The sequence below is a fragment of the Streptomyces sp. NBC_00236 genome, from assembly GCF_036195045.1.
Classification (GTDB): Bacteria; Actinomycetota; Actinomycetes; order Streptomycetales; family Streptomycetaceae; genus Streptomyces.
Genome location: NZ_CP108100.1, coordinates 5,193,502 through 5,216,492 on the forward strand (window position 1 = coordinate 5,193,502; position 22,991 = coordinate 5,216,492).

Annotated in this window: 18 protein-coding genes; 13 read left to right on the forward strand and 5 right to left on the reverse strand. The window is 72.9% G+C overall.

The genetic code is table 11. The features are described from left to right. The first annotated feature begins 205 nt into the window (after positions 1 to 205). The gene (locus OG446_RS23505) at positions 206 to 406 is read left to right on the forward strand and encodes a hypothetical protein (RefSeq protein ID WP_328895880.1); all 201 of its coding nucleotides are present in this window, start codon (positions 206 to 208) and stop codon (positions 404 to 406) included. Positions 407 to 693: 287 nt separating this feature from the next. Here the strand turns inward: OG446_RS23505 and OG446_RS23510 are convergent, their stop codons facing one another. Continuing rightward, positions 694 to 2,337 carry a DUF5691 domain-containing protein gene (locus tag OG446_RS23510; RefSeq protein WP_328895881.1) on the reverse strand — a complete coding sequence of 548 codons (1,644 nt, stop codon included), beginning with the start codon at positions 2,335 to 2,337 and terminating at the stop codon, positions 694 to 696. Between the two features lie 126 nt (positions 2,338 to 2,463). Then, positions 2,464 to 3,942 (reverse strand): SWIM zinc finger family protein, encoded by a 1,479-nt coding sequence (locus tag OG446_RS23515; RefSeq protein ID WP_328895882.1) that lies wholly within the window; start codon positions 3,940 to 3,942, stop codon positions 2,464 to 2,466. A 117-nt stretch (positions 3,943 to 4,059) separates the two neighbouring features. On the opposite strand from OG446_RS23515, the gene OG446_RS23520 reads away from it, so the two are divergent. The 7 genes from OG446_RS23520 (at position 4,060) to sucD (ending at position 13,700) form a co-directional block, all read left to right on the forward strand. Next, the gene (locus OG446_RS23520) at positions 4,060 to 5,172 is read left to right on the forward strand and encodes an ATP-binding protein (protein WP_328895883.1); all 1,113 of its coding nucleotides are present in this window, start codon (positions 4,060 to 4,062) and stop codon (positions 5,170 to 5,172) included. Continuing rightward, positions 5,169 to 7,616 carry a DUF5682 family protein gene (locus OG446_RS23525; RefSeq protein WP_328895884.1) on the forward strand — a complete coding sequence of 816 codons (2,448 nt, stop codon included), beginning with the start codon at positions 5,169 to 5,171 and terminating at the stop codon, positions 7,614 to 7,616. Before OG446_RS23520 ends, OG446_RS23525 begins: the two co-directional genes overlap by 4 nt. 125 nt (positions 7,617 to 7,741) lie before the next feature. Continuing rightward, a complete protein-coding gene (locus OG446_RS23530) occupies positions 7,742 to 8,884 on the forward strand; it encodes a vWA domain-containing protein (RefSeq protein WP_328898392.1) in 1,143 nt (380 codons plus the stop codon). 104 nt (positions 8,885 to 8,988) lie between these two features. Beyond that, positions 8,989 to 9,951, forward strand: a complete 963-nt coding sequence (locus tag OG446_RS23535; RefSeq protein ID WP_328895885.1) for a hypothetical protein — start codon at positions 8,989 to 8,991, stop codon at positions 9,949 to 9,951. A 108-nt stretch (positions 9,952 to 10,059) separates the two neighbouring features. Further along, positions 10,060 to 11,271 (forward strand): hypothetical protein, encoded by a 1,212-nt coding sequence (locus OG446_RS23540; RefSeq protein WP_328895886.1) that lies wholly within the window; start codon positions 10,060 to 10,062, stop codon positions 11,269 to 11,271. 341 nt (positions 11,272 to 11,612) lie between these two features. Beyond that, positions 11,613 to 12,794: an ADP-forming succinate--CoA ligase subunit beta gene (sucC, locus tag OG446_RS23545; RefSeq protein ID WP_328895887.1), complete on the forward strand. Its 1,182-nt coding sequence runs from the start codon at positions 11,613 to 11,615 to the stop codon at positions 12,792 to 12,794. A 21-nt stretch (positions 12,795 to 12,815) separates the two neighbouring features. Further along, positions 12,816 to 13,700, forward strand: coding sequence for a succinate--CoA ligase subunit alpha (gene sucD / locus OG446_RS23550; protein WP_328895888.1), 885 nt, complete (start codon positions 12,816 to 12,818; stop codon positions 13,698 to 13,700). 112 nt (positions 13,701 to 13,812) lie between these two features. Here the strand turns inward: sucD and OG446_RS23555 are convergent, their stop codons facing one another. Further along, positions 13,813 to 15,237: a helix-turn-helix domain-containing protein gene (locus OG446_RS23555; protein ID WP_328895889.1), complete on the reverse strand. Its 1,425-nt coding sequence runs from the start codon at positions 15,235 to 15,237 to the stop codon at positions 13,813 to 13,815. A 125-nt stretch (positions 15,238 to 15,362) separates the two neighbouring features. On the opposite strand from OG446_RS23555, the gene OG446_RS23560 reads away from it, so the two are divergent. Further along, positions 15,363 to 16,997: a cell division protein PerM gene (locus tag OG446_RS23560; protein ID WP_328898393.1), complete on the forward strand. Its 1,635-nt coding sequence runs from the start codon at positions 15,363 to 15,365 to the stop codon at positions 16,995 to 16,997. Here the strand turns inward: OG446_RS23560 and OG446_RS23565 are convergent. Further along, complete coding sequence (locus OG446_RS23565) at positions 16,987 to 17,910, reverse strand: hypothetical protein (protein ID WP_328895890.1); 924 nt, start codon at positions 17,908 to 17,910, stop codon at positions 16,987 to 16,989. The two genes, OG446_RS23560 and OG446_RS23565, sit on opposite strands and share 11 nt — an antisense overlap. Before the next feature lie 365 nt (positions 17,911 to 18,275). Here OG446_RS23565 and purN point away from each other — a divergent pair, with 365 nt between their 5' ends. Next, on the forward strand, positions 18,276 to 18,932 hold the full coding sequence (gene purN / locus OG446_RS23570; protein WP_328895891.1) for a phosphoribosylglycinamide formyltransferase: 657 nt from the start codon (positions 18,276 to 18,278) through the stop codon (positions 18,930 to 18,932). Next, positions 18,919 to 20,472 (forward strand): bifunctional phosphoribosylaminoimidazolecarboxamide formyltransferase/IMP cyclohydrolase, encoded by a 1,554-nt coding sequence (gene purH, locus OG446_RS23575; RefSeq protein WP_328895892.1) that lies wholly within the window; start codon positions 18,919 to 18,921, stop codon positions 20,470 to 20,472. The genes purN and purH overlap by 14 nt, the downstream gene beginning before the upstream one ends. 73 nt (positions 20,473 to 20,545) lie before the next feature. Here purH and OG446_RS23580 read toward each other — a convergent pair whose 3' ends face one another. Beyond that, positions 20,546 to 21,142: an RDD family protein gene (locus OG446_RS23580; protein WP_328895893.1), complete on the reverse strand. Its 597-nt coding sequence runs from the start codon at positions 21,140 to 21,142 to the stop codon at positions 20,546 to 20,548. A 229-nt stretch (positions 21,143 to 21,371) separates the two neighbouring features. Here OG446_RS23580 and OG446_RS23585 point away from each other — a divergent pair, with 229 nt between their 5' ends. Beyond that, on the forward strand, positions 21,372 to 22,241 hold the full coding sequence (locus tag OG446_RS23585; RefSeq protein WP_148020310.1) for a bifunctional methylenetetrahydrofolate dehydrogenase/methenyltetrahydrofolate cyclohydrolase: 870 nt from the start codon (positions 21,372 to 21,374) through the stop codon (positions 22,239 to 22,241). Positions 22,242 to 22,261: 20 nt separating this feature from the next. Continuing rightward, positions 22,262 to 22,906 carry a DUF3017 domain-containing protein gene (locus tag OG446_RS23590; protein ID WP_328895894.1) on the forward strand — a complete coding sequence of 215 codons (645 nt, stop codon included), beginning with the start codon at positions 22,262 to 22,264 and terminating at the stop codon, positions 22,904 to 22,906. Positions 22,907 to 22,991 lie beyond the last annotated feature (85 nt).

Sequence of the window (22,991 nt, forward strand, 5' to 3'; positions counted from 1 at the left end):
TAGTCTACCGACGCCGACCGGCTAGCCCGGCCGTCAGACCGACAGTGAAATCCGCCTGGCCTTCCTTGCCTGGCCGCGCCGTGCCGTGCCTGGCCTGAAGTGCCGCGACGCCTCCGCGAGTCCTCGGCGCCTGGCAAATCCTGGTCGGACTCGACGCGTACCAGGTCCGCCGCTGGACTCCTGGCGACGTTCGCCGGGGTTCGCGATGCTCGTCCACGCTCTGCTCGCCGTGATCGCCGCCCGCGACGATGCCGCACGACGGGCACCGGCCGGGTCGTTCGCGTTGACCTGCGACGAAGTGCAGCGGCTGCTCACCAGCCCGAGTCCTGACGCGGGCCCGCATCCGGCCGACTCCGGGGCCTGCTCCGGGGCCTGGTCCACCTGGCACCGATGCCGCCGGCAGTGAGCCCGCACCAGCCGCTGCCGACGCCAAGAAGCAACACGTCACTCGCCGGGACGATCTACGGCTGGAGTACTGGGACACACGACCAGGAGCGCGGACCGGAGCACGGACCGGGACGCCTCCGGACTGCGGTCCAGGACCCGACCCACGGCAGTGGTGCGGTGCGGTGCGGTTCGGTGTGGAGGTGCGGTTCGGCTTAGGCCGCCTGCTGCGGGCGCCCGGCGGTATGCGGTGTCCCCGGCCGGCACCGCACGGCCGGCCCGTCTCGGCCGCATCCGCCGACCGCTGCCTCAGCGGGCCGGCAGCAGTTCCCTGTCCATCGCCGCGCGCAGCCGCAACGTGGAGACCAGCCGCTGGAACGCCTCCGACCAGTAGCCGTTCGCACCCGGAGAGGCGTCCGCGGGCTCGTCGGGCGTCGTGGTGAGGACCTCCAGCCGGTCCGCCTCGGCCGGGTTGAGGCAGCGCTCGGCGAGGCCCATCACCCCGCTGAAGCTCCAGGGGTAACTGCCCGCGTCCCGGGCGATGTCGAGCGCGTCCACCACGGAACGTCCCAGCGGCTCCGCCCACGGTGTCGGACAGACCCCCAGCAGCTGGAACGCCTCCGACAGGCCATGGGCCGCGATGAACCCGGCCACCCAGTCGGCCCGTTCGCCGGCGGGGAGAACGGCCAGTAGTTTCGAACGCTCGGCGAGCGACGCCGTGCCGGGCCCGTTCGACGGCGGTGTGGAGGGGGCGCCGAGCAGCGCCCGCGCCCACTCCGCGTCGCGCTGCCGCACCGCCGCCCGGCACCAGGCCGCGTGCAGTTCCTCGCCCCAGCCGTCGGCCACGGGCAGCGCGACGATCTCCCGCGCACCACGCCCGCCGAACCGTGCCGGCCAGATGGACAGCGGGGACGACTCAACCAACTGGCCCAGCCACCACGATCGTTCGCCCCGCCCGGACGGTGGGAGCGCCACCACCCCGTCCCGCTGCATCGCCGCATCGCATTCGTGGGGGGCCTCCACGGCCACGGACGGCCCGGTGCCGGTGAGTCCCGGGCTCACGCAGGACAGGGCCCGGGCCGCCATCCGGTGGGCCAGCGCCGATCCGGGCAGTGCGGACAGCAGCTCGGCGGCCGTGGCGCGCACGTTGCGGCTGCGGTCGGCGAGGGCCTGTTCCAGGAACTCCTCGTCGGCCCCGGACAGCCCGGTGCGCAGCGAGTCGATGAACATCAGGCGGTCCTCGGCCCGCTCCGTGGACCAGGTGGTGGCCAGCAGGGCGAGGGCGGCGTCCGCTTCATGCGCCCGTACGGCGGAGAGCAGGGCGACACGTTCGGCGAACAGGCCTTCCTCCCACAGGCGGCGCACCGCATCGAGGTCCGTCACCTCGGGCAGCAGCGCGCTGCCGGACGCGCCCCGCAGCGCGAACTTCCAGTCGGGGTTCAGCCCGGCCAGCCACAGCCCGCGCGGACCGGCGAACGTCAGGGCCTGGGGCCGCAGATCGGTACGCGCGCGGGCCGCGTCCAGCAGGGGCGGCAACGCGGCGTCCGGGGCCCGGTAGCCGTGCAGGTTGGCGGTGGCGAGCCACTGCGGGATCAGTTCCGTGAGGTCGGGCGCCGTGCCTCGCCTGCCACCCGAGCCGCCCGGTGCCGCCCGGTCCGCGAGCAGTTGTGCCAGCCGGCTCCGGGCCGCCTCCGGCAGCGCCGGCCGTGGGTCGGCGGGTGCTGGATCAGGCCGGGGTGCGGCGGGTGCGGGCAGCAGGCCGGCCCGGCGGCGCACGGTGTGCAGTGCGGCGGCGTCCAGCAGTGCGGCCGCGGCCGCGTCGGGGCCGGTGCCGGAGGCCGCTCCGGGCGGACGCCTGTCCGTGCCGAGCAACGCCGAGGTGACGAGCTCCTCCCACGGCGGCGCCACCGGCCCCCCGGCGGGTTCGTCGGACGATGAACCGGTCGTGGGCACGGGCCCGGTCGTGGGCACAGGCCTGGTCGTGGGCACAGGCCTGGTCGTGGAAATAGGCCCGGTCGTGGGCACAGGACCGGTCGTGGGTGCGGGCGGGGTGGTACGAGGCATCGCTCCTCCTCCAGGTCAGATGAGCGGTACGGTCTCGGCGGCGGCGGCGGCGGCGGCGGCGGCGGCGGTTGCGACGGCGTCGGGCCGGTCACGCGACGACGGCTCCGCCGACGCGCCACCGGCACCGCCACCACCCTCGCGTCGGCCCTCGCCTCCGGGGGACCACGCCGCGAGCGGGTCGAAGCCGTGGTGGCCGCACTCCCCGAAGACGGTGACCGGGCCACCGCCGGAGAGCGCGACGAGTTTCCACAACGCCGGACGGGACAGCGCGGCAGCCGCGACGGGCAGGGCGTCATCGCCCTCCGCGTCCACGAGTTGCCAGCCGTCCGCGGACGGCACGGGTATGACGTCGCGCAGCGTCACCGGCCAGCTCTCCAGCCACGGGTCGTCGCCCAGCGCCCTGCCGTACGCGGCGATCGCCTCGCCCACCGGGACGCCCGGGGGCGGTGGCCCGGTCGGCACGGGAGGGCCGAACTGCTCACCCAGCTCCGCCCGTAGCTGTCCGGACCCCGGAAAGTGCGTGACCCCGGCGTCGAGCGTGACGCCCACCGGCAGGGCCAGCGCGGGGGAGCGGCCGGCGGCCCCGAAGGACAGCAGCAGCGCGATTCGGCCCGATTCCCGGCCGTACAGCCAGATGCGCCGCGTGACGATCTTGCCCTCGGGTGTGTCGTACTGCGCGAGGACCAGCCAGTGGTCGCGGACCGGCGGCCCCTCCGCGGCGGCCGTCAGACCCACGCGGGTACGGACCGTCGCCGCCAGCGGCTGCGGAAGCCGGTCGATGCCCAGCCATGCCGTGTCCAGCAGATGGAGCAGCGCGCACTCCTCCAGCAGCCGCACCGGCCAGCCGGGGCCGGAGGCCGGGATCGCGCCCAGCTCCCGGACCCGGCCCGCCAGACCGGGCGCCTGTGCGTCGACCATACGGGCGGCCGTCTCCTCCCACAGCCCGTACCCCGCCTGCTCGGCCGCGGCCAGCCCGCCGCGCAACAGGTCGGTCAGGCGCTGCTCCAGCTCCTGCGCCCCGCCACCGATCCGCTCCGCCCTGCGCTCGGCGCGGCGCCGGGCAGCCTCCGGGTCGGCCGGGCCGCCGCCCGGAGCCTCTTCCTTGGCCCGGACGCGGTCACGACGGCCCGTCAGCCATTCGTCCGCCCAGCCGGGCGGATCGCCGGCGGGCGCCGCCGGTCCGCCGGATGCGAGGAGCAGCAGCAGGCCCAGCGCGTGCTTGCACGGGAACTTGCGGCTGGGGCAACTGCACTTGTACGCCGGGCCCGTGGTGTCGACCACTGTGCGGTAGGGCTTGCTCCCGCTGCCCCGGCACAGCCCCCACACCGCGCCCGAACCATCCCCTCCGGTGTCCGACCACGGACCGGCCGAACCCAGCTTGTTCCCCGCCTTGCGCGAAGCGTCGTCAGGAGCCAGGGCCAGGACCTGCTCCACCGTCCAGCGCGCCGCCGGAGCAGCGGCGCCCAAGGGTTCTCCCCCGTCAGTCAGCAGCATGGGAACGACGTTAGGCCGCACCACTGACAACTGCCCCTGACCTGCGGGAAGGTCGATTGTCAGTGCCATGGTGCACCGTGGGAACCACACCAGGCCGACCGATCTGGAGGGGGATCCATGACCGTGTCCGAAACCACCGCAGTCACCGGCGCCGAAGTCCTGCGCCCGCATGCCGAGGACGCCTTCGCCGACGAGCTGAAGGCACTCGCCGCCGCCGACGACCGCCCGCGTCCCGAGCGTTGGCGCCTGTCGCCGTGGGCCGTTGCCACGTACCTGCTCGGCGGCACCCTGCCCGACGGCACGGTGATCACACCCAAGTACGTGGGCCCCCGCCGCCTCGTCGAAGTCGCTGTCACCACACTCGCCACCGACCGCGCGCTGCTGCTCCTCGGGGTGCCCGGCACCGCCAAGACCTGGGTGTCCGAGCACCTCGCGGCCGCCGTCAGCGGTGACTCGACCCTCCTCGTCCAGGGCACGGCGGGCACACCGGAGGAAGCCGTCCGCTACGGATGGAACTACGCACAGCTGCTCGCGCACGGCCCCAGCCGTGACGCGCTGGTGCCCAGCCCGCTGATGCGGGCCATGTCCGAGGGCATGACCGCCCGCATCGAGGAACTCACCCGCATCCCCGCCGATGTGCAGGACTCACTGATCACGATCCTGTCGGAGAAGACCCTGCCGCTGCCGGAGTTGGGCCAGGAGGTCCAGGCCGTCCGCGGATTCAACGTCATCGCCACGGCCAACGACCGCGACCGCGGGGTCAACGAGCTGTCCAGCGCGCTGCGCCGCCGCTTCAACACCGTGGTGCTGCCGCTGCCCGCCACTCCCGAGGCGGAGGTCGACATCGTCTCGCGCCGCGTCGACCAGGTCGGACGCTCGCTCGACCTGCCGCCCGCGCCCGACGGCCTCGCGGAGCTCCGCCGCGTGGTCACGGTCTTCCGCGAACTGCGCGACGGGGTCACGACCGACGGCCGGACCAAGCTCAAGTCGCCCTCGGGGACGCTGTCCACGGCCGAGGCCATCTCCGTCGTCACGAACGGACTGGCCCTCGCGGCCCACTTCGGTGACGGTGTGCTGCGGCCGGGGGACGTCGCCGCCGGCATCCTCGGCGCGGTCGTCCGCGATCCGGCGGCCGACCGTGTGGTCTGGCAGGAGTACCTGGAGACCGTGGTCCGCGAGCGGGACGGCTGGAAGGACTTCTACCGCGCCTGCCGTGAGGTCTCCGTATGACCACCGCGCGCCCGTCGGGGCCGCTGCTGCTCGGGGTGCGGCACCACGGCCCGGGCTCCGCCCGCGCCGTCCGTGCCGCCCTGGACGCGGCCCGTCCTCAGGCGGTGCTCATCGAGGGCCCGCCCGAGGGCGACGCGCTGCTGCCGCTCGCCGCCGACGAGCAGATGCGACCGCCCGTCGCCCTGCTCGCCCACGCGGTGGACGATCCGGGTCGGGCGGCCTTCTGGCCGCTCGCGGCGTTCTCGCCCGAATGGGTCGCCATCCGATGGGCCCTGGCGCACGGTGTCCCGGTCCGCTTCATCGACCTGCCCGCGGCACACTCACTGGCCATGGCGGACGAGGGCGAGCGGGAGCGCCGTCCTGAACAGGTCGACGAGCCCCGCCCCGAACAGGACGCTGAATCCCGTCCCGAACAGGTCGGTGAGCCCCGGCCCGTTCCCGTCGACCCGATCCGGGTGCTGGCCGAGACGGCGGGGTACGACGACCCCGAGCGCTGGTGGGAGGACGTCGTGGAGCACCGCGTCCCCGGCCCGCCGGGCGCCGCGGCCACCGACCCGCTGGCCGCCTTCGCCGCGCTCGGCGAAGCGATGACGGCCCTGCGCGAGGTGTACGGGGACGGCGGACACCCACGGGACGCGGTCCGGGAGGCGTACATGCGCATCCAGCTCCGCGCCGCGCGCAAGGAGTTCGGCGGCGCCTTCGCCGTGGTCTGCGGTGCCTGGCATGTTCCCGCGCTCGAAGCCAGGACGACACAGACCGCCGACCGGGCGCTCCTCAAGGGCCTCCCCAAGGTCAAGACGGAGCTGACCTGGGTGCCCTGGACCCACCAGCGGCTCGCCCGCCACAGCGGATACGGGGCGGGCATCGATTCGCCCGGCTGGTACGAGCACCTCTTCGCCTCCCCGGACCGCCCGGTCGAACGCTGGATGACCAAGGTCGCCGGACTCCTGCGTGACGAGGACCGGTTCGTGTCCTCCGCCCATGTCATCGAGGCGGTCCGCCTCGCCGACACCCTCGCCGCCATGCGGGGCCGGCCGCTCGCCGGACTGAGCGAGACCACCGACGCCGTGCGGGCCGTGATGTGCGAAGGATCCGACGTGCCACTCGCCCTCGTCCGAGAGCGGCTGGTCGTCGGCATGACGCTCGGCGAGGTGCCGGACACCGCCCCCGCCGTGCCCCTGCAGCGCGACCTCAGCCGTCAGCAGCGCACCCTCCGCCTCAAACCCGAAGCCTCCGAAAGGGAGCTGGAGCTCGACCTCCGCAAGGACACGGACGCGGCACGCAGCCGGCTCCTGCACCGGCTGCGCCTCCTCGGCATCAGCTGGGGCGAACCCGCCGCGGGCCGGGGGAGCACCGGCACCTTCCGGGAGAGCTGGCGGCTGCACTGGGAGCCCGAGTTGTACGTACGGGTCGCGGAGGCGGGTGTCTGGGGCACCACCGTGCTCTCCGCCGCCACGGCACGCGCGGAGTCGGACGCCCTGGCGGCCACCGCGCTCGCCGAGGTGACCGCCCTGGCCGAGCGGTGCCTGCTCGCCGGACTGACGGACGCGCTCCCCGTCGTGATGCGGGTCCTCGCCGACCGGGCCGCGCTCGACGCCGATGTCGGCCACCTCGCGGACGCGCTGCCGGCCCTGGCCCGCACCCTGCGCTACGGAGACGTCCGCGCCACGGACACCGCCGCGCTGGGGGAAGTCGCGGCCGGGCTCGCGGAGCGGATCTGCGTCGGACTGCCGCCCGCCTGCACCGGGCTCGACGCGGACGGGGCCGCCGCCCTGCGCCGCCAGGTGGACGGCGTCCACACGGCGATCGGGCTGCTCGCCGGCGCCGTCCCGGCCAACGCGGACGGGCTGCGCGCACGGTGGAGGTCGGTGCTGCACCGGCTCACCGACCGGGACACGGTCGCCGGCGTGATCCGCGGCCGGGCCGCCCGGCTCCTGCTCGACGACGGACACCTCGCACAGGACGAGGCCGCCCGGCTGATGGGCCTCGCCCTGTCGCCCGGCACCCCGCCTGCCGACGCCGCCGCATGGATCGAGGGCTTCGTCGGCGGCGCGGCCGGCGGCGGCATGCTCCTGGTCCACGACGAACGGCTGCTCGCCCTGGTCGACTCCTGGCTCACCGGAGTCCCCGCCGGCACCTTCACCGACGTACTGCCCCTGCTGCGCCGCACCTTCTCGGCGTACGAGCCGGGCGTGCGGCGCACGTTGGGCGAACTCGTCCGGCGCGGCCCGGCCGTCGGCACGGAGCCGGGCACCGGAGCGGTTCCGGGCCGCGAGTCCACGGCGCCCGGATTCGGACCCGTCCTCGACGCGGCACGCGCGGACGCGGTGGTGCCGGTGCTGCGCCTGCTGCTGGGCCTGGACGCCGGAACGAGGGCGGCGGACACATCGGAAGAGGCGGAGACATCCGAACAGCACGAGGAACGGCTGGGGGCGACGGGATGACGACGGCAAGCGGCACGGGCGCGATGGATGGTGCAGTGGACGTGGCAACAACGGCAACGGCAACGGCAACGACGGCAACGCCGCAGGCCGCCACCGGCCACGAGGAACGGCTGCGGCGGTGGCGCATGGTCCTGGGCGCGGACAGCGCCGAGAGCACCGGCTGCGCCCTCACCGGCCGCGACGCCGCGATGGACAGCGCGCTGACCGCGCTCTACGAGGGCGGCGGCAGACCCGGCGGCCGGGGCGGCAGCGGCCGGTCGGCCGGACTCGGCGCCTCCGCCCCGTCCGTGGCCCGCTGGCTCGGCGACATCCGTACGTACTTCCCCACGTCCGTCGTCCAGGTCATGCAGCGTGACGCCATCGACCGCCTCGGCCTGTCCGCGCTCCTGCTCGAACCGGAGATGCTGGAGGCTGTCGAGGCGGACGTCCATCTCGTCGGCACCCTGCTCTCGCTCAACAAGGCCATGCCCGAGACGACGAAGGAGACGGCGAGGGCCGTCGTGCGCAAGGTCGTCGAGAAGCTGGAGAAGCAGCTCTCCACCCGGACCCGGGCCACGCTGACCGGCGCACTGGACCGTTCCGCGAAGGTCACGCGCCCCCGGCACCACGACATCGACTGGGACCGCACCATCCGGGCCAACCTCAAGAACTACCTCACCCTCCCCGGCGAGGACGGGGCCGGCACGATCGTCCCCGAACGCCTCATCGGCTACGGGCGGGCCGCACAGTCCGTGAAGAAGGACGTCATCCTCTGTATCGACCAGTCGGGTTCGATGGCGGCGTCCGTCGTGTACGCGTCGGTCTTCGGCGCCGTCCTCGCCTCCATGCGCGCGCTGCAGACCAGACTCGTCGTCTTCGACACGGCGGTCGTCGACCTCACCGACCAGCTCGACGACCCCGTCGACGTGCTCTTCGGCACCCAGCTCGGGGGCGGCACGGACATCAACCGGGCGCTCGCGTACTGTCAGTCCAGGATCACCCGCCCCGCCGACACCGTCGTCGTGCTCATCAGCGACCTCTACGAGGGCGGCATCCGCAACGAGATGCTGAAGCGGGTCGCCGCGATGAAGGCGTCCGGAGTGCAGTTCGTGACCCTGCTCGCCCTTTCCGACGAGGGCGCGCCCGCCTACGACCGTGACCACGCGGCGGCCCTCTCCGCCCTCGGTGCTCCTGCCTTCGCCTGTACGCCGGACCTCTTTCCGGACGTGATGGCGGCCGCGATCGAGAAGCGGCCCCTGCCCATACCGGACATGGAGACCCATCGGTAACAGGGGACTTGCGTCACCCCGGGCGGCTCGTGCAAGCATCGTCCCGTCGCCCGCGGAGGATTGCATTCCGCGAGCCGTCCCGTCCTGAGAGGGTTCGCTCCCACGTGACCACCGCAGTTGCCGCTCCCACGACCGCCTCGCGCCTCCGGCGCGGCGCGGTCGGCCGGCGCGCGTTGCAGGTGGTGTTGTTCCTCGGCGGTCTGCTGGTTCTGGGGCTGCTCTTCGGCGCGCGTGCGCAGGCAGATCAGCAGCCTGACCTGCGTCCGGAGCGCCAAACGGTCCAGCGACTGCTCCAACAGTCGGGCCAGAGTCAGCAGTCGGTCCAGGATCAACAGTCGGTCCAGGATCAGCAACTGGTCCAGGAGCAGCAACCGGTCAAGGAAGACCAGTCGGTCAAGGAAGACCAGTCGGTCCGGACTGTGGCGGAACCGGCAGCCCGTACGGCAGCACAGGCGACACACACGGTGGCACCCGAAGCCGCACCACCCGCGCCCACACCCCGGGACGTCGCCCACTCCGTGCTGAGCCCGGTCACCGAGCCCGTACGGGACACCGTCCGGCGGGTGACCCGGCCCGTCGGCGAGGCAGTCGAGAGGACGGTGGGCACGGCCGTCTCCGGGCTCCGTGACATCACGGCGGCCCTCCCGACCCCGGCCGAACGGCCGCTTCCGGTGCCGTCGTCGCCGGCCACCCCGGAGCCGCCGCAGACCGGTCCCGCACCGAAATCCGGCGCGCCCGCCGGTGGTGCACCGGACCTCCCGGCCGCACCCGGCCCGGGAACCGCCACCGCTACCGGCACCGCACCGGACGGGACAGCAGCGGCGACGGCCCCCCACCGCGAGGCCGCGGCGGAGCACCGTCCGGCACCCCGGGGGCCCTTCGGGCCCGACGGCGGGCAGCAGGGCCACATCGCGTCCGCCGAGGTCCACCCGCCCCGTGGCGGTGACCAGCACGCGGTTCCGTCGGCGGACGGCACCTCCTTCGGGCTCGTCCGCGGCGCCGGCCTTCCGGCGACCGCCGCACCGGTCCGTGACAGATCCGGCGACATCCTCGAATTCCCCGGCTAGGGCAGGCCTTTCCCCCGCCTCGACCTGCCGCGCGGGGGCGGAACAGGTCTGCCCGCCGTCCGGACGTACTCCGGACCGCCGAACCCATTCGAAGGATCTGACACACCCATGCACAAGAACATCCGCCGTTCCATAGCAGTCGCAGCCACGGCCACCGGCATGTGGGCGCTCGGCACCGCAGCCGCAAGCGCGGACGAACTGCCCGTCTCCCTCCCGCTGTCCACCCCGGACCACGCGGCCGATGTGGCTGACGCGGCCGATGTGGCCGACGTGAGCAACGTGACGGACGGCATCAACGGCATCGACGGCGCGGACGCGGTCACCAAGGCCGCAGGCCTCCAGGAGACCGCCCGCGCGAAGGCCGCCGACGTGGCGTCCGACGCCCGCGCGAAGGCGTCCACCGTCACATCCACCGTCACATCCACCGCCACATCCACCGCACGGAACACCGCGGCCGGCCATGCGGCCGACACGATCGACACGCCTGCCCCCGAAGCGCCCGTCGACTACCTCTTCGGTCCGATCGAGCAGCTCCCCGGCTACGGACAGAACACCGGTCAGAGCATCAGGCAGGAAACTGGTCAGAACATCGGTCAGAACATCAGGCAGGAAACCGGTCAGAACATCGGTCAGAACACCGGTGAGCACCTCGGCCGCAGCATCGGCCAGGACTATCTGCGGACCGCGGCTCCGCACGCGCTCGACACCGCAGGGAGCACCGCCCGAGGCGCCCTCGCCCAGACGGCACCGGTCGTCGGACAGACCTCCGACGCCGTGCTGCCGCCCCTGGTCGCCGACGCCGTCTCCTCGGTGCTCCCGGTCGTCGGACAGGCACTCGGAGACGTGTCCGACCTCGTCCAGGGCGTCACCGGTGAGGTCACGCCGTTCGCCGACGGGGTCGTGACGCAGGCCGCCCTGCCCTTCGTGCAGGGGGTGACGACCGAGGTCCAGCCCCTGGCGTACGGAGTGACCGGCGCGGTCCAGCCGTTCGCCGAGGGGGTCGTCTCCGAGGTCCGGCCGCTGGCCCAGGGCCTGACCGGTGACGCCGTCGCCCCGTTCGCCCAGGGGGTCACCGGACAGGTGATGCCGCTGGCCCAGGGCGTCGGCTCCGAGGTCCGTCCGTTCGCGGGCGGTCTCGTGTCCACGGTCGGTGACGACGCCCGGCCGGCCGTGGAGCACGCCGCGTACGGCTCCCAGGGGCTGACGTCCCTCACGCCCGCCTATGTCTCCGACACCGTGTCGTCGGCCTCGGCGACCGTCTCCTCGCTGCACCCGGCGCAGTCCGTCACCACTCCGGCGTACCCGCTCCAGGGCATCTGAGAATGCCGGTCGGTCTCCCGCACGGTCCGGACCCCGCATGGTCCGGACCGGCGGGGGACCGCCCGCTCCGCAAGGAGTCTCCCCGCCGCCCGCCGACCTGCCGCCCGTATCGATTTGTCCACTGCGACCCGGCCACCAGCGTGATCTGTGACCGTAATCACCGCCCAGGTGCGATCTGCGATTTAGGGTCCTGCGGGGCTCGGGGATAACCTGCGAGACGGACATGCCGCGTATTCGGTCACCGTGTGCGCCTTCCTTGTGACAGAGCAGTCACGTTGCCCCTCGCGGCACGCCCACGCAGAAAACCAACCGCGAGACCATTTGATAAGGGACGGACGCGCGTGGACCTGTTCGAGTACCAGGCGAGGGACCTCTTCGCCAAGCACGGTGTACCGGTGCTGGCCGGTGAAGTGATCGAGACGCCTGAGGCAGCCCGCGAGGCGACCGAGCGGCTGGGCGGCAAGTCTGTCGTCAAGGCGCAGGTGAAGGTCGGTGGACGCGGCAAGGCCGGTGGCGTGAAGCTGGCGGCCGACCCCGACGAGGCGGTTGCCCGGGCGACCGACATCCTCGGCATGGACATCAAGGGCCACACGGTCCACAAGGTGATGATCGCCGAGCTGTCGCCGGAGATCGAGGCGGAGTACTACGTCTCGTACCTCCTCGACCGCACCAACCGCACCTTCCTGGCCATGGCCTCGGTGCAGGGCGGCATGGACATCGAGGAGGTCGCGGAGAAGACTCCCGAGGCCCTCGCGAAGGTCCCGGTCAACGCCGTTGACGGCGTGGACATCGCCAAGGCCCGCGAGATCGTGGCCCAGGCGAAGTTCCCGGCCGACGTGGCCGAGGGTGTCGCCGAGGCCCTGGTGACCCTGTGGGACACCTTCGTCGCCGAGGACGCCCTCCTCGTCGAGGTCAACCCGCTGGTCAAGACCAAGGACGGTCGCATCCTGGCCCTGGACGGAAAGGTGTCTCTCGACGAGAACGCCGACTTCCGTCAGCCGGGTCACGAGGCGCTCGAGGACAAGGCCGCAGCCAACCCGCTCGAGGCTGCCGCCAAGGCCAAGAACCTCAACTACGTCAAGCTCGACGGCGAGGTCGGCATCATCGGTAACGGTGCCGGTCTGGTCATGTCGACCCTGGACGTCGTCGCGTACGCCGGTGAGAACCACGGCAACGTGAAGCCCGCCAACTTCCTCGACATCGGTGGCGGCGCCTCCGCAGAGGTCATGGCGAACGGCCTGGAGATCATCCTCGGCGACCCGGACGTCAAGTCCGTGTTCGTCAACGTCTTCGGTGGCATCACCGCCTGCGACGAGGTCGCCAACGGCATCGTCCAGGCGCTGGAGCTGCTCAAGACCAAGGGCGAAGCGGTCACCAAGCCGCTCGTCGTGCGCCTTGACGGCAACAACGCGGAGCTGGGTCGCAAGATCCTTTCCGACGCCAACCACCCGCTCGTTCAGCGCGTGGACACCATGGACGGCGCGGCCGACAAGGCCGCCGAGCTCGCCGCGGCTGCGAAGTAAGGAAGAGGGACTCAGACCACCATGGCTATCTTCCTCACCAAGGACAGCAAGGTCATCGTCCAGGGGATGACCGGCTCGACGGGCATGAAGCACACCAAGCTCATGCTCGCCGACGGCACCAACATCGTCGGCGGCGTGAACCCGCGCAAGGCCGGCACGAGCGTCGACTTCGACGGCACCGAGGTACCGGTCTTCGGCTCCGTCGCCGAGGCGATGGAGAAGACCGGCGCGAACGTGTCCGTCCTCTTCGTGCCGCCGGCCTTCTCCAAGGCCGCCGTCATCGAGGCGATCGACGCCGAGATCCCGCTCGCCGTCGTGATCACCGAGGGCATCGCCGTCCACGACTCGGCCGCCTTCTGGGCGTACGCCGGTGCGAAGGGCAACAAGACCCGGATCATCGGCCCGAACTGCCCGGGTCTCATCACCCCCGGCCAGTCCAACGCCGGCATCATCCCGGGCGACATCACCAAGCCCGGCCGCATCGGTCTCGTGTCGAAGTCCGGCACGCTGACCTACCAGATGATGTACGAGCTCCGTGACATCGGCTTCTCGTCGGCCGTCGGCATCGGTGGCGACCCGGTCATCGGTACGACGCACATCGACGCCCTCGCGGCGTTCGAGGCCGACCCCGACACCGACCTGATCGTCATGATCGGCGAGATCGGCGGCGACGCCGAGGAGCGTGCGGCGGACTTCATCGCGAAGAACGTCACCAAGCCGGTCGTCGGTTACGTCGCGGGCTTCACCGCCCCCGAGGGCAAGACCATGGGCCACGCCGGCGCCATCGTCTCCGGCTCCTCCGGCACCGCCGCGGCGAAGAAGGAGGCCCTTGAGGCCGCCGGCGTCAAGGTCGGCAAGACGCCGACCGAGACCGCCAAGCTGGCACGCGAGATCCTCGGCGCCTGACGCCTCACCGCGTCGGAGCACCACCGCAGGAACGCGTCACCGCACAAGAACGCGGGCCCGCACCCCGATCATGGGGTGCGGGCCCGCGTCTTTGCGTACGGGGTGAGCCGGATCAGCCGGCCCGGGGGACCAGCCGGCCCGGACCGCGCACCAGTTCACCGCCGAGCTTCTTCTGCAGCTTCTTGTCCTGCGGCGTCAGCTTCTGCGGACCACCGAGCGGAGGCACCCCCTCCACCCGCTGCGGAGGCGACTGGGGCGTCTCGTACCGCCTCGGGGCCGTCGCCAGGGTGATCAGTGTCAGACCGATCAGCAGCACGGTGAACGCGATGGCCGCCCGGGTCCAGAGCTGCGCCTTGCGCTCGCTGCCCGTCCGGATCAGATCCGGGACCGGGAGCGAGGACGCGGGCTGGGCGAGGGCCAGTGCGCCGAGGTGTTCGTGCAGCAGCGCGGACTGCTCGGCAGGGGTCGGCGGTTCCGCGAGCTCGGGCAGCTGCTCGGCGACGGCGGCCCGGGCGGTCACCAGCCGCCCCGCCGCCGCCGGAGTGCTGGCCTCCGTCTCCGCCGCGGTCTCCGGCAGACCCAGACCGACACCGTCGTGCAGCAGCAGGGTGCGGCGGTACGAGGGCGGCAGGGCGAGCAGCGCGTCGAGCAGGGCGCGCGGACCTGGCGCCTCGGGCGGCGGGTCCGGGTGGCGGTGCTCGCGGCGCAGCCGGTGCCACGGCGACATCGCGTGCTCGTAGGCGGCCGCCCGCACCCAGCCGACCGGATCGCGGTCCACGGCGACCTCCGGCCAGCGCTGCCAGGCCAGCTCGAAGGCCTTGCCGACAGCTTCCCGGGACAGGGCGCGACGCCCCGTCAGCAGATAGGTCTGCCGGTAGAGCGCGGCAGCGGTGTGCCGGTACAGCGCGTCGAACGCCTCGGCGGGGGAGAGCCCGGCGCCGTCGGCCGCTTCGACCGCCTCGGAGCCGTGCCCTCCGTCCGCGTCCGCTCCGTCCGCTGCCTCGGCCTCGGCCTCGACGGTGTCGGCCGTACGCGCGGCCTCGGCGGGCGCGGGCGCGGGTGCCGGTGTCGGTGCGGGTGCGGCGGTGGTGCCGGGCTCGGTCGGGTCCATGGCGTCGCTCCCGGTGGCTTCGACGGGGGTCGGCGGAAGGGGCTCGGTCGAGGGCGTCGCGGGCGGCTCGGCAGCCTTCACGGTGCCGGAACCCCCGGCGGCCCCGGCCCCCGGCTGCGCGGTTTCCGCCGGCCTGGTCCGGCTTGCGGCGGCTCTCGGCGGGTTGTTCGGGGTGGTTGGCTTGACGGGAGAGGGGCGTGAGGTGGACCGCGTGCCACCGGTCCCGATCAGTCGCGCGTACACCTCGCGCTTGCGTCCGCGCGGGCTGGTGCGGCCCGTCTCCCAGGCCCGGACCGTGGCCGGAGTGACCCCCACGGCCGCCGCGACCTGCGCTTCACTCAGCGACTTCGCCTCCCGCAGCCTGCGCCGCTCCTTGGGAGAGGGGAGCGGAGGGGAGGCGGATGTGCCGGTGGTGCTCTGGGTCATGAGGGCTCCCCGACCGGCCTGCACTGGGTGAAAAAGTACATAAACGTATATTGGGCGACACAACGGCCGTTCGCCCGTTACACGGAATAAGCGCGTGTCGTTGGGAGCATGACGGCGTGACCCAAATGACCGAACGCGGCCCGTCGTTGTCGGCAGAGCACGGACGGTCCGCCGTGCAGGCCCGGGCGCTGCTGCGTGGGGCGCTCGCGGCAGGGCTGGGCCTGGGCTCCGTCGCCGTGCTCGTCGTGGTGCTGTGGATCAGCTCCCCGGACCCCGACAGCAGCCCGGGCGAGGCGTTCCACGCCGCGGCCGGGCTCTGGTTGCTCGCACACGGCGCCGAACTGATCAGGACCGAAACCCTGACCGGGGCCCCGGCGCCCGTAGGCGTCGTTCCTTTGCTGCTCACCGCCCTGCCGGTCTGGCTGGTGCACCGGGCGGCCAGGGACGTGCTGGAACCCGAGGAAGGGCGCGGCGCACCCTCGGCCCAGGGCGCCTTCGCCCTGGTGACGGGCGGATATCTGCTGGTCGGGACGGCTGTGGCGCTCTACGCCCGAGGGTCCTCGCTGTCCGCGCGGCCGCTGTCCCTGCTGTTCCCGGCGGCCCTCGTGGTGGCCGGTGCGGCCGCCGCCGGGGTGTGGACGGCCTCGGGACGCCCGCTCGGACCGCCGCCCTCGTGGGCGCCGGTGCGGCTGCACGAGGCGATGGCCCGCTCCCGGTTCGTGCGGCGCGCGGAGGCGGTGGGCAGGTCCGCCGCGGCCGGGGTCGCGGTCCTGCTGGGCGGCGGCGCGCTGGTGGCCGCGGTGGCCCTGGTGGTCCACGCGGAACCGGTCCAGGAGTCCTTCCTGCGGCTCTCCGGCGACTGGGCCGGGCGGTGCGCGGTGCTCCTGCTGGCGCTGGCGCTGGTGCCGAACGCGGCGGTGTGGGGTGCGGCGTACGGGCTCGGCCCCGGTCTCGCGCTCGGTACGGCGTCCACGGCCACCCCGCTCGCCTTCACGGGAGCCCCGTCGCTGCCCGACTTCCCACTGCTGGCCGCACTGCCGGCGCAGGGCTCCGGGGCGCCCTTGAACTGGGCGGTCGCGGCGGTCCCGGTCGCGGCGGCGGTGACGGTGGCCTGGTTCACCGTGCGGAGGGCGGCGCCCGCCCACGGTGAGCGTGAGGAGGCGTGGAGCCTGCGGGAGACGGCCCTCACCACCGCGCTGGCGGCGGCGGGCTGCGGTATCGGTGCGGCCCTGCTGGCGGCGGCGGCCGGCGGGCCGCTCGGGACCCACGCGCTGGCACGGTTCGGCCCCGTGTGGTGGCTCACCGGCGTGGCGGCCCTCGTGTGGACGGGGGCGCTCGCCGTCCCGGTGGCGCTGCTGCTGCGGGCCTGGAGGCTCCGTAGCCGTACACCGGCCGAGCCGGAGGCGGCCGGGGCGGCGGACGTGGCACCGGGTGGTACGGACAGGGCGCAGAAGCCCGGGGATGCCCCGGAGGGCGAACGGCGGAAGACCTGGCGCGCGTGGTGGCCGGGGCGGAGTGCCCGGCCGGAGGAACCCGGGACGGAGGCGGCCCCCGTCTCCGTACCCCGACCGGCCGGTCCTCGTCCGGCCGACGTGGACGACGGGTTCGAGGCGTACGACTTCCTGCCGACCGACCCCTGGCAGGCGAACGCGCCTTCCGCACCGGCGACACCGACCGCATCAGCCGTACCGCCGGCCGACCCCGAACCGGCCGGACCGGCCGCGCCACCCGGCCCGGCCGGTCACGGCACTAGTTCTTGACGCCGAAGAGGGGTTCCAGCGGCTTCGGGAGCAGGTCGTTGCAGGTCAGCTGGCCCGACTTGGTGAGGGCGTCGTTCACGCAGGTGTAGTAGTCGCGGTAGACCAGCTGCACCGTGAACGACGTCGCGACGATCAACAGGGCGATCAGTCCCGTCACCAGACCACTGACCGTGGCCGTCGTCTGCTGGCGGCTGCCGCGCTGGAGGTAGTTCGTTCCCTGCGGGGCCGCCGCGGCCGTGGCCCCGGTGGCGGGCGCCGGTGCGGACGGGGCGTCGTGGCCCTGCGCCGCGGCGGTCGTGCCGGGCGCCCCGGCCGCCTCGCCCGGAGCCGTCGGCTCCTTCGACTTGGCCCGGAGCGCACTGATCGACCAGTAGGTCGCGAGCGCGCCGAGCAGCAGCGCGATCTCCGGGAAGTCGAAGAGCGCGAAGAAGAAGGCCCACATGCCGGAGAGCAGGGAGTATCGGGCCCGGCGCTGGACCGGGTCCTTCGGGTCCCAGCGCAGGCCGCCTCGGGGGCCGTCGGGGCCGCCCTGGCCGTTCGGTCCGCCCGGTCCGGTGGGCCGGCCGCCGAACGTGCCGTTCTGGCGCCCCGGCTGGTGGCTGCTCCACTGGCTGCCCCAGACGGGCCGGTTGTCGGACGACCCGCCCTCCGGCGCGTCCCCGGACTCGCCGTCGCCCTCGCCGTTCGTACCGCCGTTGGCCGGGCGGCGCGGCTGCCACGGCTGGTCGGGGCGGTCCTCGGGCGGCGGGGCGAACGGGTTGTCGTCCTGCGGACCGGAGGACCCGGCCGGCGAGGACGAAGAAGAAGAGGAAGAAGAGGATCCCGGCGTGGGGGACTGGCGCTCCCGCATCAGCAGGGAGGACCGCTCGGGCAGCGGATGGCGGAGGGCGGTGCGGCGGCGTCGGTCCGGCATATGGTGAACGTCTTCCCCATCTCGTCATTTCCGCCCTGCGGACGGTTCGCTGTCCCCTGACGCTACCCTCCGGCGAGGAGGGGCCGAAAGCTGGGCGTACAGGCGCGGTGGCCGACAGCTGTCATCCGGACCGCCCGCCCCTGCCGGGCCCGCGGTCGCCGGCCCCCCACCCCCGTCAGACGAGGCGCTTCCGAGGTGCCGGTATCGTTGCTGACGGTCGGCTCGTTCGTAGAGTTCCCCGTATCGGGGAACGTGATTCTTTCGTACGACCGCACAAACAGCATGGCCGTCGTGCCGCCGGTCCCGCAATGCGGCGGGTGGTGCGGCCGTTTCGAACTGCTCCACACGCGAGAAAGGGCCCAGCCGTGGCCTCCCCGCTCTCCTCCGCCGGACCGGCCCGCCTGGTCGTCCTGGTCTCCGGCTCCGGTACGAACCTCCAAGCCCTGCTCGACGCGATCGGCGACGACCCCGAGGGGTACGGCGCCCGGATCGTCGCGGTCGGTGCGGACCGCGACAACATCGCCGGGCTGGAGCGGGCCGAGCGGGCCGGACTGCCCACCTTCGTGTGCCGGGTCAAGGACCACGGGACGCGCGCGGAGTGGGACGCGGCGCTCGCCGCGGCCACCGCCGGGCACCGCCCGGACCTCGTCGTGTCCGCGGGCTTCATGAAGATCGTGGGCAAGGAGTTCCTCGCCGGGTTCGGCGGCCGGATCATCAACACCCACCCCGCCCTGCTCCCCAGCTTTCCCGGGGCCCACGGTGTGCGCGACGCGCTCGCGTACGGCGTGAAGGTCACCGGGTGCACCGTCCACTTCGTCGACGACGGTGTCGACACCGGTCCGATCATCGCGCAGGGCGTGGTCGAGGTGACCGAAGAGGACACCCCGGAGGGCGAAGCGGCCCTCCATGAACGCATCAAGGAAGTCGAGCGCAAGCTGCTCGTCGAGGCCGTGGGGCGGCTCGCCCGTGACGGCTATCGCATTGAGGGACGAAAGGTTCATCTCGGTCATGTCGGTGAATAAGCCCATCCGCCGCGCCCTGGTCAGTGTCTACGACAAGACGGGGCTCGAAGACCTCGCCCGCGGTCTGCACGAGGCGGGTGTCGAGCTGGTCTCCACCGGCTCCACCGCCGGCAAGATCGCCGCCGCCGGAGTGCCGGTCACCAAGGTCGAGGAGCTCACCGGCTTCCCCGAGTGCCTCGACGGCCGCGTCAAGACGCTGCACCCGCGCGTCCACGCCGGCATCCTGGCCGACCTGCGCCTGGACGCCCACCGCGAGCAGCTCGCCGAGCTCGGCGTGGAGCCGTTCGACCTGGTGGTCGTCAACCTCTACCCGTTCAAGGCGACCGTCGCCTCCGGCGCCTCGGACGACGAGTGCGTGGAGCAGATCGACATCGGCGGCCCGTCGATGGTCCGCGCCGCCGCCAAGAACCACCCGTCGGTCGCCGTCGTCACCAGCCCCGAGCGGTACGCCGACGTCCTCGCCGCCGTCAAGGCGGGCGGCTTCGACCTGACCGCCCGCAAGCGGCTCGCCGCCGAGGCCTTCCAGCACACCGCCGCGTACGACGTGGCCGTCGCCGCCTGGTTCGCCGCCGACTACGCCGCCGCGGACGACTCGGGCTTCCCCGACTTCTTCGGTACGACGTACGAGCGCGAGAACGTCCTGCGCTACGGCGAGAACCCGCACCAGCCCGCCGCGCTCTACACCTCCGGCGCCGGTGGCCTGGCCGAGGCGGAGCAGCTGCACGGCAAGGAGATGTCGTACAACAACTACACGGACACCGACGCCGCGCGCCGGGCCGCGTACGACCACGCCGAGCCGTGCGTCGCGATCATCAAGCACGCCAACCCGTGCGGCATCGCGATCGCCGACGACATCGCCGAGGCGCACCGCAACGCCCACGCCTGTGACCCGCTGTCGGCGTACGGCGGCGTCATCGCCGTCAACCGCCCGGTGACGGTCGCCATGGCCGAGCAGGTCGCCGAGATCTTCACCGAGGTCATCGTCGCCCCGGCGTACGAGGACGGCGCGGTCGAGGTCCTCACCCGCAAGAAGAACATCCGCGTGCTGCGCTGCCCCGAGGCTCCGTCCGCCGAGGTCGAGGTCAAGCCGATCGACGGCGGCGCGCTGCTCCAGGTCACCGACCGTCTCCAGGCCGAGGGCGACGACCCGGCCAACTGGACGCTGGCCGCGGGCGAGGCGCTGACCGCCGACGAGCTCCGGGAGCTCTCCTTCGCGTGGAAGGCGTGCCGCGCGGTCAAGTCCAACGCGATCCTGCTCGCCAAGGACGGCGCCTCGGTCGGCGTCGGCATGGGCCAGGTCAACCGCGTCGACTCCGCGAAGCTCGCCGTCGAGCGCGCGGGCGAGGAGCGGGCACGCGGCGCGTACGCGGCGTCCGACGCCTTCTTCCCCTTCCCCGACGGGCTGGAGATCCTGACCGCGGCCGGCATCAAGGCCGTGGCCCAGCCGGGCGGTTCGGTCCGCGACGAGCTGGTGGTCGAGGCCGCGAAGAAGGCGGGCGTGACGATGTACTTCACGGGTACGCGGCACTTCTTCCACTGACCTCACGACGAAGGGCCGCAACCCCACGCTTTGCGCGTCGGGTTGCGGCCCTTCGTGTGTGTCCGTGTCCGGATCAGACGGACTTGACGACCACGCTGGAGCAGATCTTGTCCGCGAACGTCTGCTTCTTCGCGTCCCAGATGGGCCACAGCCAGCCGAGGTAGCAGGCGAGGCTGTCCAGGAAGTGGGCGATGTAGCGGACGAACGCCATGCCGAAGCCGAGCGGCTGGCCGTCGGCCTCGCGCAGCACACGGATGTTCACGGCCTTCTTGCCGATGAACTGACCGGTCGTGCCTTCCTTGTACAGCTTGAAGAGGCCGAGCCCGATGGCGACGAGGGCGCCGAGGAGGATGAGCGCGGTGCCCGCGCCGCCGCCCACGCCGCCGCCGATGCCGATGAGCAGGCCGTACGGAACGCCGATCACGATGGCGTCGATCAGCATGGCCGCGACCCGGCTCCACCAGCCGGCGAACGCGGGCATGCCGCCGTAACCGGGCTGCGGCATGCCGTACTGGGCCGGCGGGGCCTGCGGGTAGCCGTAACCCGGCTGGCCCTGCGGCGGGATGCCCTGGGGAGCCTGCTGCGGGTAGCCGTAACCGGGCTGGCCCTGCGGCGGCTGGCCGGGCTGCTGCCCGTAGGGGTTGTTCGGGTTCGGGTCGCCGAAGCTCATCTGGGGCGTTCCTCCAACAGGACGTACGGGGACGAATGCGGCCGCGCGGAGGAAGAAAACATCAGCGGTCCGCCCCCCGGATACTGCTGCGGCACTGCGGGCTTCATCGTTATAAGCGGGAAGTAAGTTTGTCCAGTCGCTGCCCGAGAAGTTGTCCAAGTGCAACCTTGTGTCCACGCGCGGTATCTGCAATTGGTCCCTGGGCGGGGTCATCCGCGAGTATGGGGACATGACTGCCCAGATTCTCGATGGCAAGGCCACCGCAGCCGCGATCAAGTCCGATCTCACCGTCCGCGTGGCGGCCCTCAAGGCCCGGGGTATCACCCCCGGCCTGGGAACCCTGCTCGTCGGGGACGACCCGGGCAGCAGGTGGTACGTGAACGGCAAGCACAAGGACTGCGCCCAGGTCGGTATCGGCTCCATCCAGCGCGAACTCCCCGACACCGCCACGCAGGAGGAGATCGAGGACGTCGTCCGCGAACTCAACGCCGACCCCGCGTGCACCGGTTACATCGTGCAGCTGCCCCTGCCCAAGGGCATCGACACCAACCGCGTCCTGGAACTCATGGATCCGGCCAAGGACGCCGACGGCCTGCACCCGATGAGCCTCGGCCGGCTCGTGCTGAACGAGCAGGGCCCGCTGCCCTGCACCCCGCAGGGCGTCGTGCAGCTGCTCCGCCACCACGGGGTCGAGATCAACGGCGCGCACGTCGTGGTCGTCGGACGCGGTGTCACGATCGGCCGGTCGATCCCGCTGCTGCTGACCCGCAAGTCCGAGAACGCCACGGTGACCCAGTGCCACACCGGTACCCGTGACCTCTCCTCCCACCTCCGTCAGGCGGACATCATCGTCGCCGCCGCGGGCGTGCCGCACATCATCAAGCCCGAGGACGTGAAGCCGGGTGCGGCCGTGCTCGACGTCGGCGTCAGCCGCGACGAGAACGGCAAGATCGTCGGCGACGTCCACCCCGGCGTGGCCGAGGTCGCCGCCTGGATCTCGCCGAACCCGGGCGGTGTCGGTCCGATGACCCGCGCGCAGCTGCTCGTCAACGTGGTCGAGGCGGCCGAGCACGCCGCCGACGCCGCAGACGCCGTCTGATCCGATCCGGAAGGAACCCCATGGGTGCTGGTACGAGTCCGGCCGACCGGGCCGCCTCGGCGACCGGGCCGGCCGAGGGGCAGGCCGAGGGCGCGGCTGACGCCGCGGTCGAAGCGCCCGCGCCGGATGCGGCCGACGGTCCGGCGGCGGTCGCGGACGACGCCTCCGCGGCCGAGGCGGCCGAGGGCGCAGCAGAGGCTCAGTGCGTCCGCACCGGCAGCCACCCGGAGCCCGGCCCCGCCGCGCCCTCGGCGCCCCCCGCGGCGCGCCGGTCGCGGCGCTTTCCGTCGTTCACCCGGGACACCGCGCGTCCCGAGGGTGGCGGCCGGGCGGCGGGCGGGGACGCCCCCGCACCCGCCCGTCAGTGGCCGCTGCTCGCCGTGCTCTGCACGGCCGGGGCCGGTCTGCTGATCGTGGCCGCCGACCCGTTCGACCAGGCCTTCCGGATCGGCACGATCCTGATCGGCGTGGCGCTCATCGGGGGCGCGGTCCTGCGTCTGGTGGTCCCTTCGGTGGGCATGCTCGCGGTGCGTTCCCGCTTCACCGACCTGGTGACGTACGGACTGCTGGGCGTCCTCATCGTGATGCTGTCGCTCATGGCGCAGCCCAAGCCGTGGCTGGACATCCCGGTCCTGGAGGACGCGGTCCACTTCACGATCCGTTGAGCGGTGTCCGTCCCCTCCCCCGAGAAGGGACGGACACCGTGGACGAGGCGCACCGGGGCGAAACGCTCCGGAAAGTGGCGAGTTG

What these genes read in the sequence shown, in the direction of transcription:
- OG446_RS23520 (WP_328895883.1), top strand. Translation starts at nt 4,060, where the DNA reads ATGACCGTGTCCGAAACCACCGCAGTCACCGGCGCCGAAGTCCTGCGC.
- OG446_RS23525 (WP_328895884.1), top strand. Translation starts at nt 5,169, where the DNA reads ATGACCACCGCGCGCCCGTCGGGGCCGCTGCTGCTCGGGGTGCGGCAC.
- OG446_RS23560 (WP_328898393.1), top strand. Translation starts at nt 15,363, where the DNA reads ATGACCGAACGCGGCCCGTCGTTGTCGGCAGAGCACGGACGGTCCGCC.
- sucD (WP_328895888.1), top strand. Translation starts at nt 12,816, where the DNA reads ATGGCTATCTTCCTCACCAAGGACAGCAAGGTCATCGTCCAGGGGATG.
- OG446_RS23515 (WP_328895882.1), bottom strand. Translation starts at nt 3,942, where the DNA reads ATGCTGCTGACTGACGGGGGAGAACCCTTGGGCGCCGCTGCTCCGGCG.
- OG446_RS23555 (WP_328895889.1), bottom strand. Translation starts at nt 15,237, where the DNA reads ATGACCCAGAGCACCACCGGCACATCCGCCTCCCCTCCGCTCCCCTCT.
- OG446_RS23540 (WP_328895886.1), top strand. Translation starts at nt 10,060, where the DNA reads ATGCACAAGAACATCCGCCGTTCCATAGCAGTCGCAGCCACGGCCACC.
- OG446_RS23505 (WP_328895880.1), top strand. Translation starts at nt 206, where the DNA reads ATGCTCGTCCACGCTCTGCTCGCCGTGATCGCCGCCCGCGACGATGCC.
- purH (WP_328895892.1), top strand. Translation starts at nt 18,919, where the DNA reads ATGTCGGTGAATAAGCCCATCCGCCGCGCCCTGGTCAGTGTCTACGAC.
- OG446_RS23590 (WP_328895894.1), top strand. Translation starts at nt 22,262, where the DNA reads ATGGGTGCTGGTACGAGTCCGGCCGACCGGGCCGCCTCGGCGACCGGG.
- OG446_RS23585 (WP_148020310.1), top strand. Translation starts at nt 21,372, where the DNA reads ATGACTGCCCAGATTCTCGATGGCAAGGCCACCGCAGCCGCGATCAAG.
- OG446_RS23565 (WP_328895890.1), bottom strand. Translation starts at nt 17,910, where the DNA reads ATGCCGGACCGACGCCGCCGCACCGCCCTCCGCCATCCGCTGCCCGAG.
- OG446_RS23580 (WP_328895893.1), bottom strand. Translation starts at nt 21,142, where the DNA reads ATGAGCTTCGGCGACCCGAACCCGAACAACCCCTACGGGCAGCAGCCC.
- OG446_RS23530 (WP_328898392.1), top strand. Translation starts at nt 7,742, where the DNA reads ATGGTCCTGGGCGCGGACAGCGCCGAGAGCACCGGCTGCGCCCTCACC.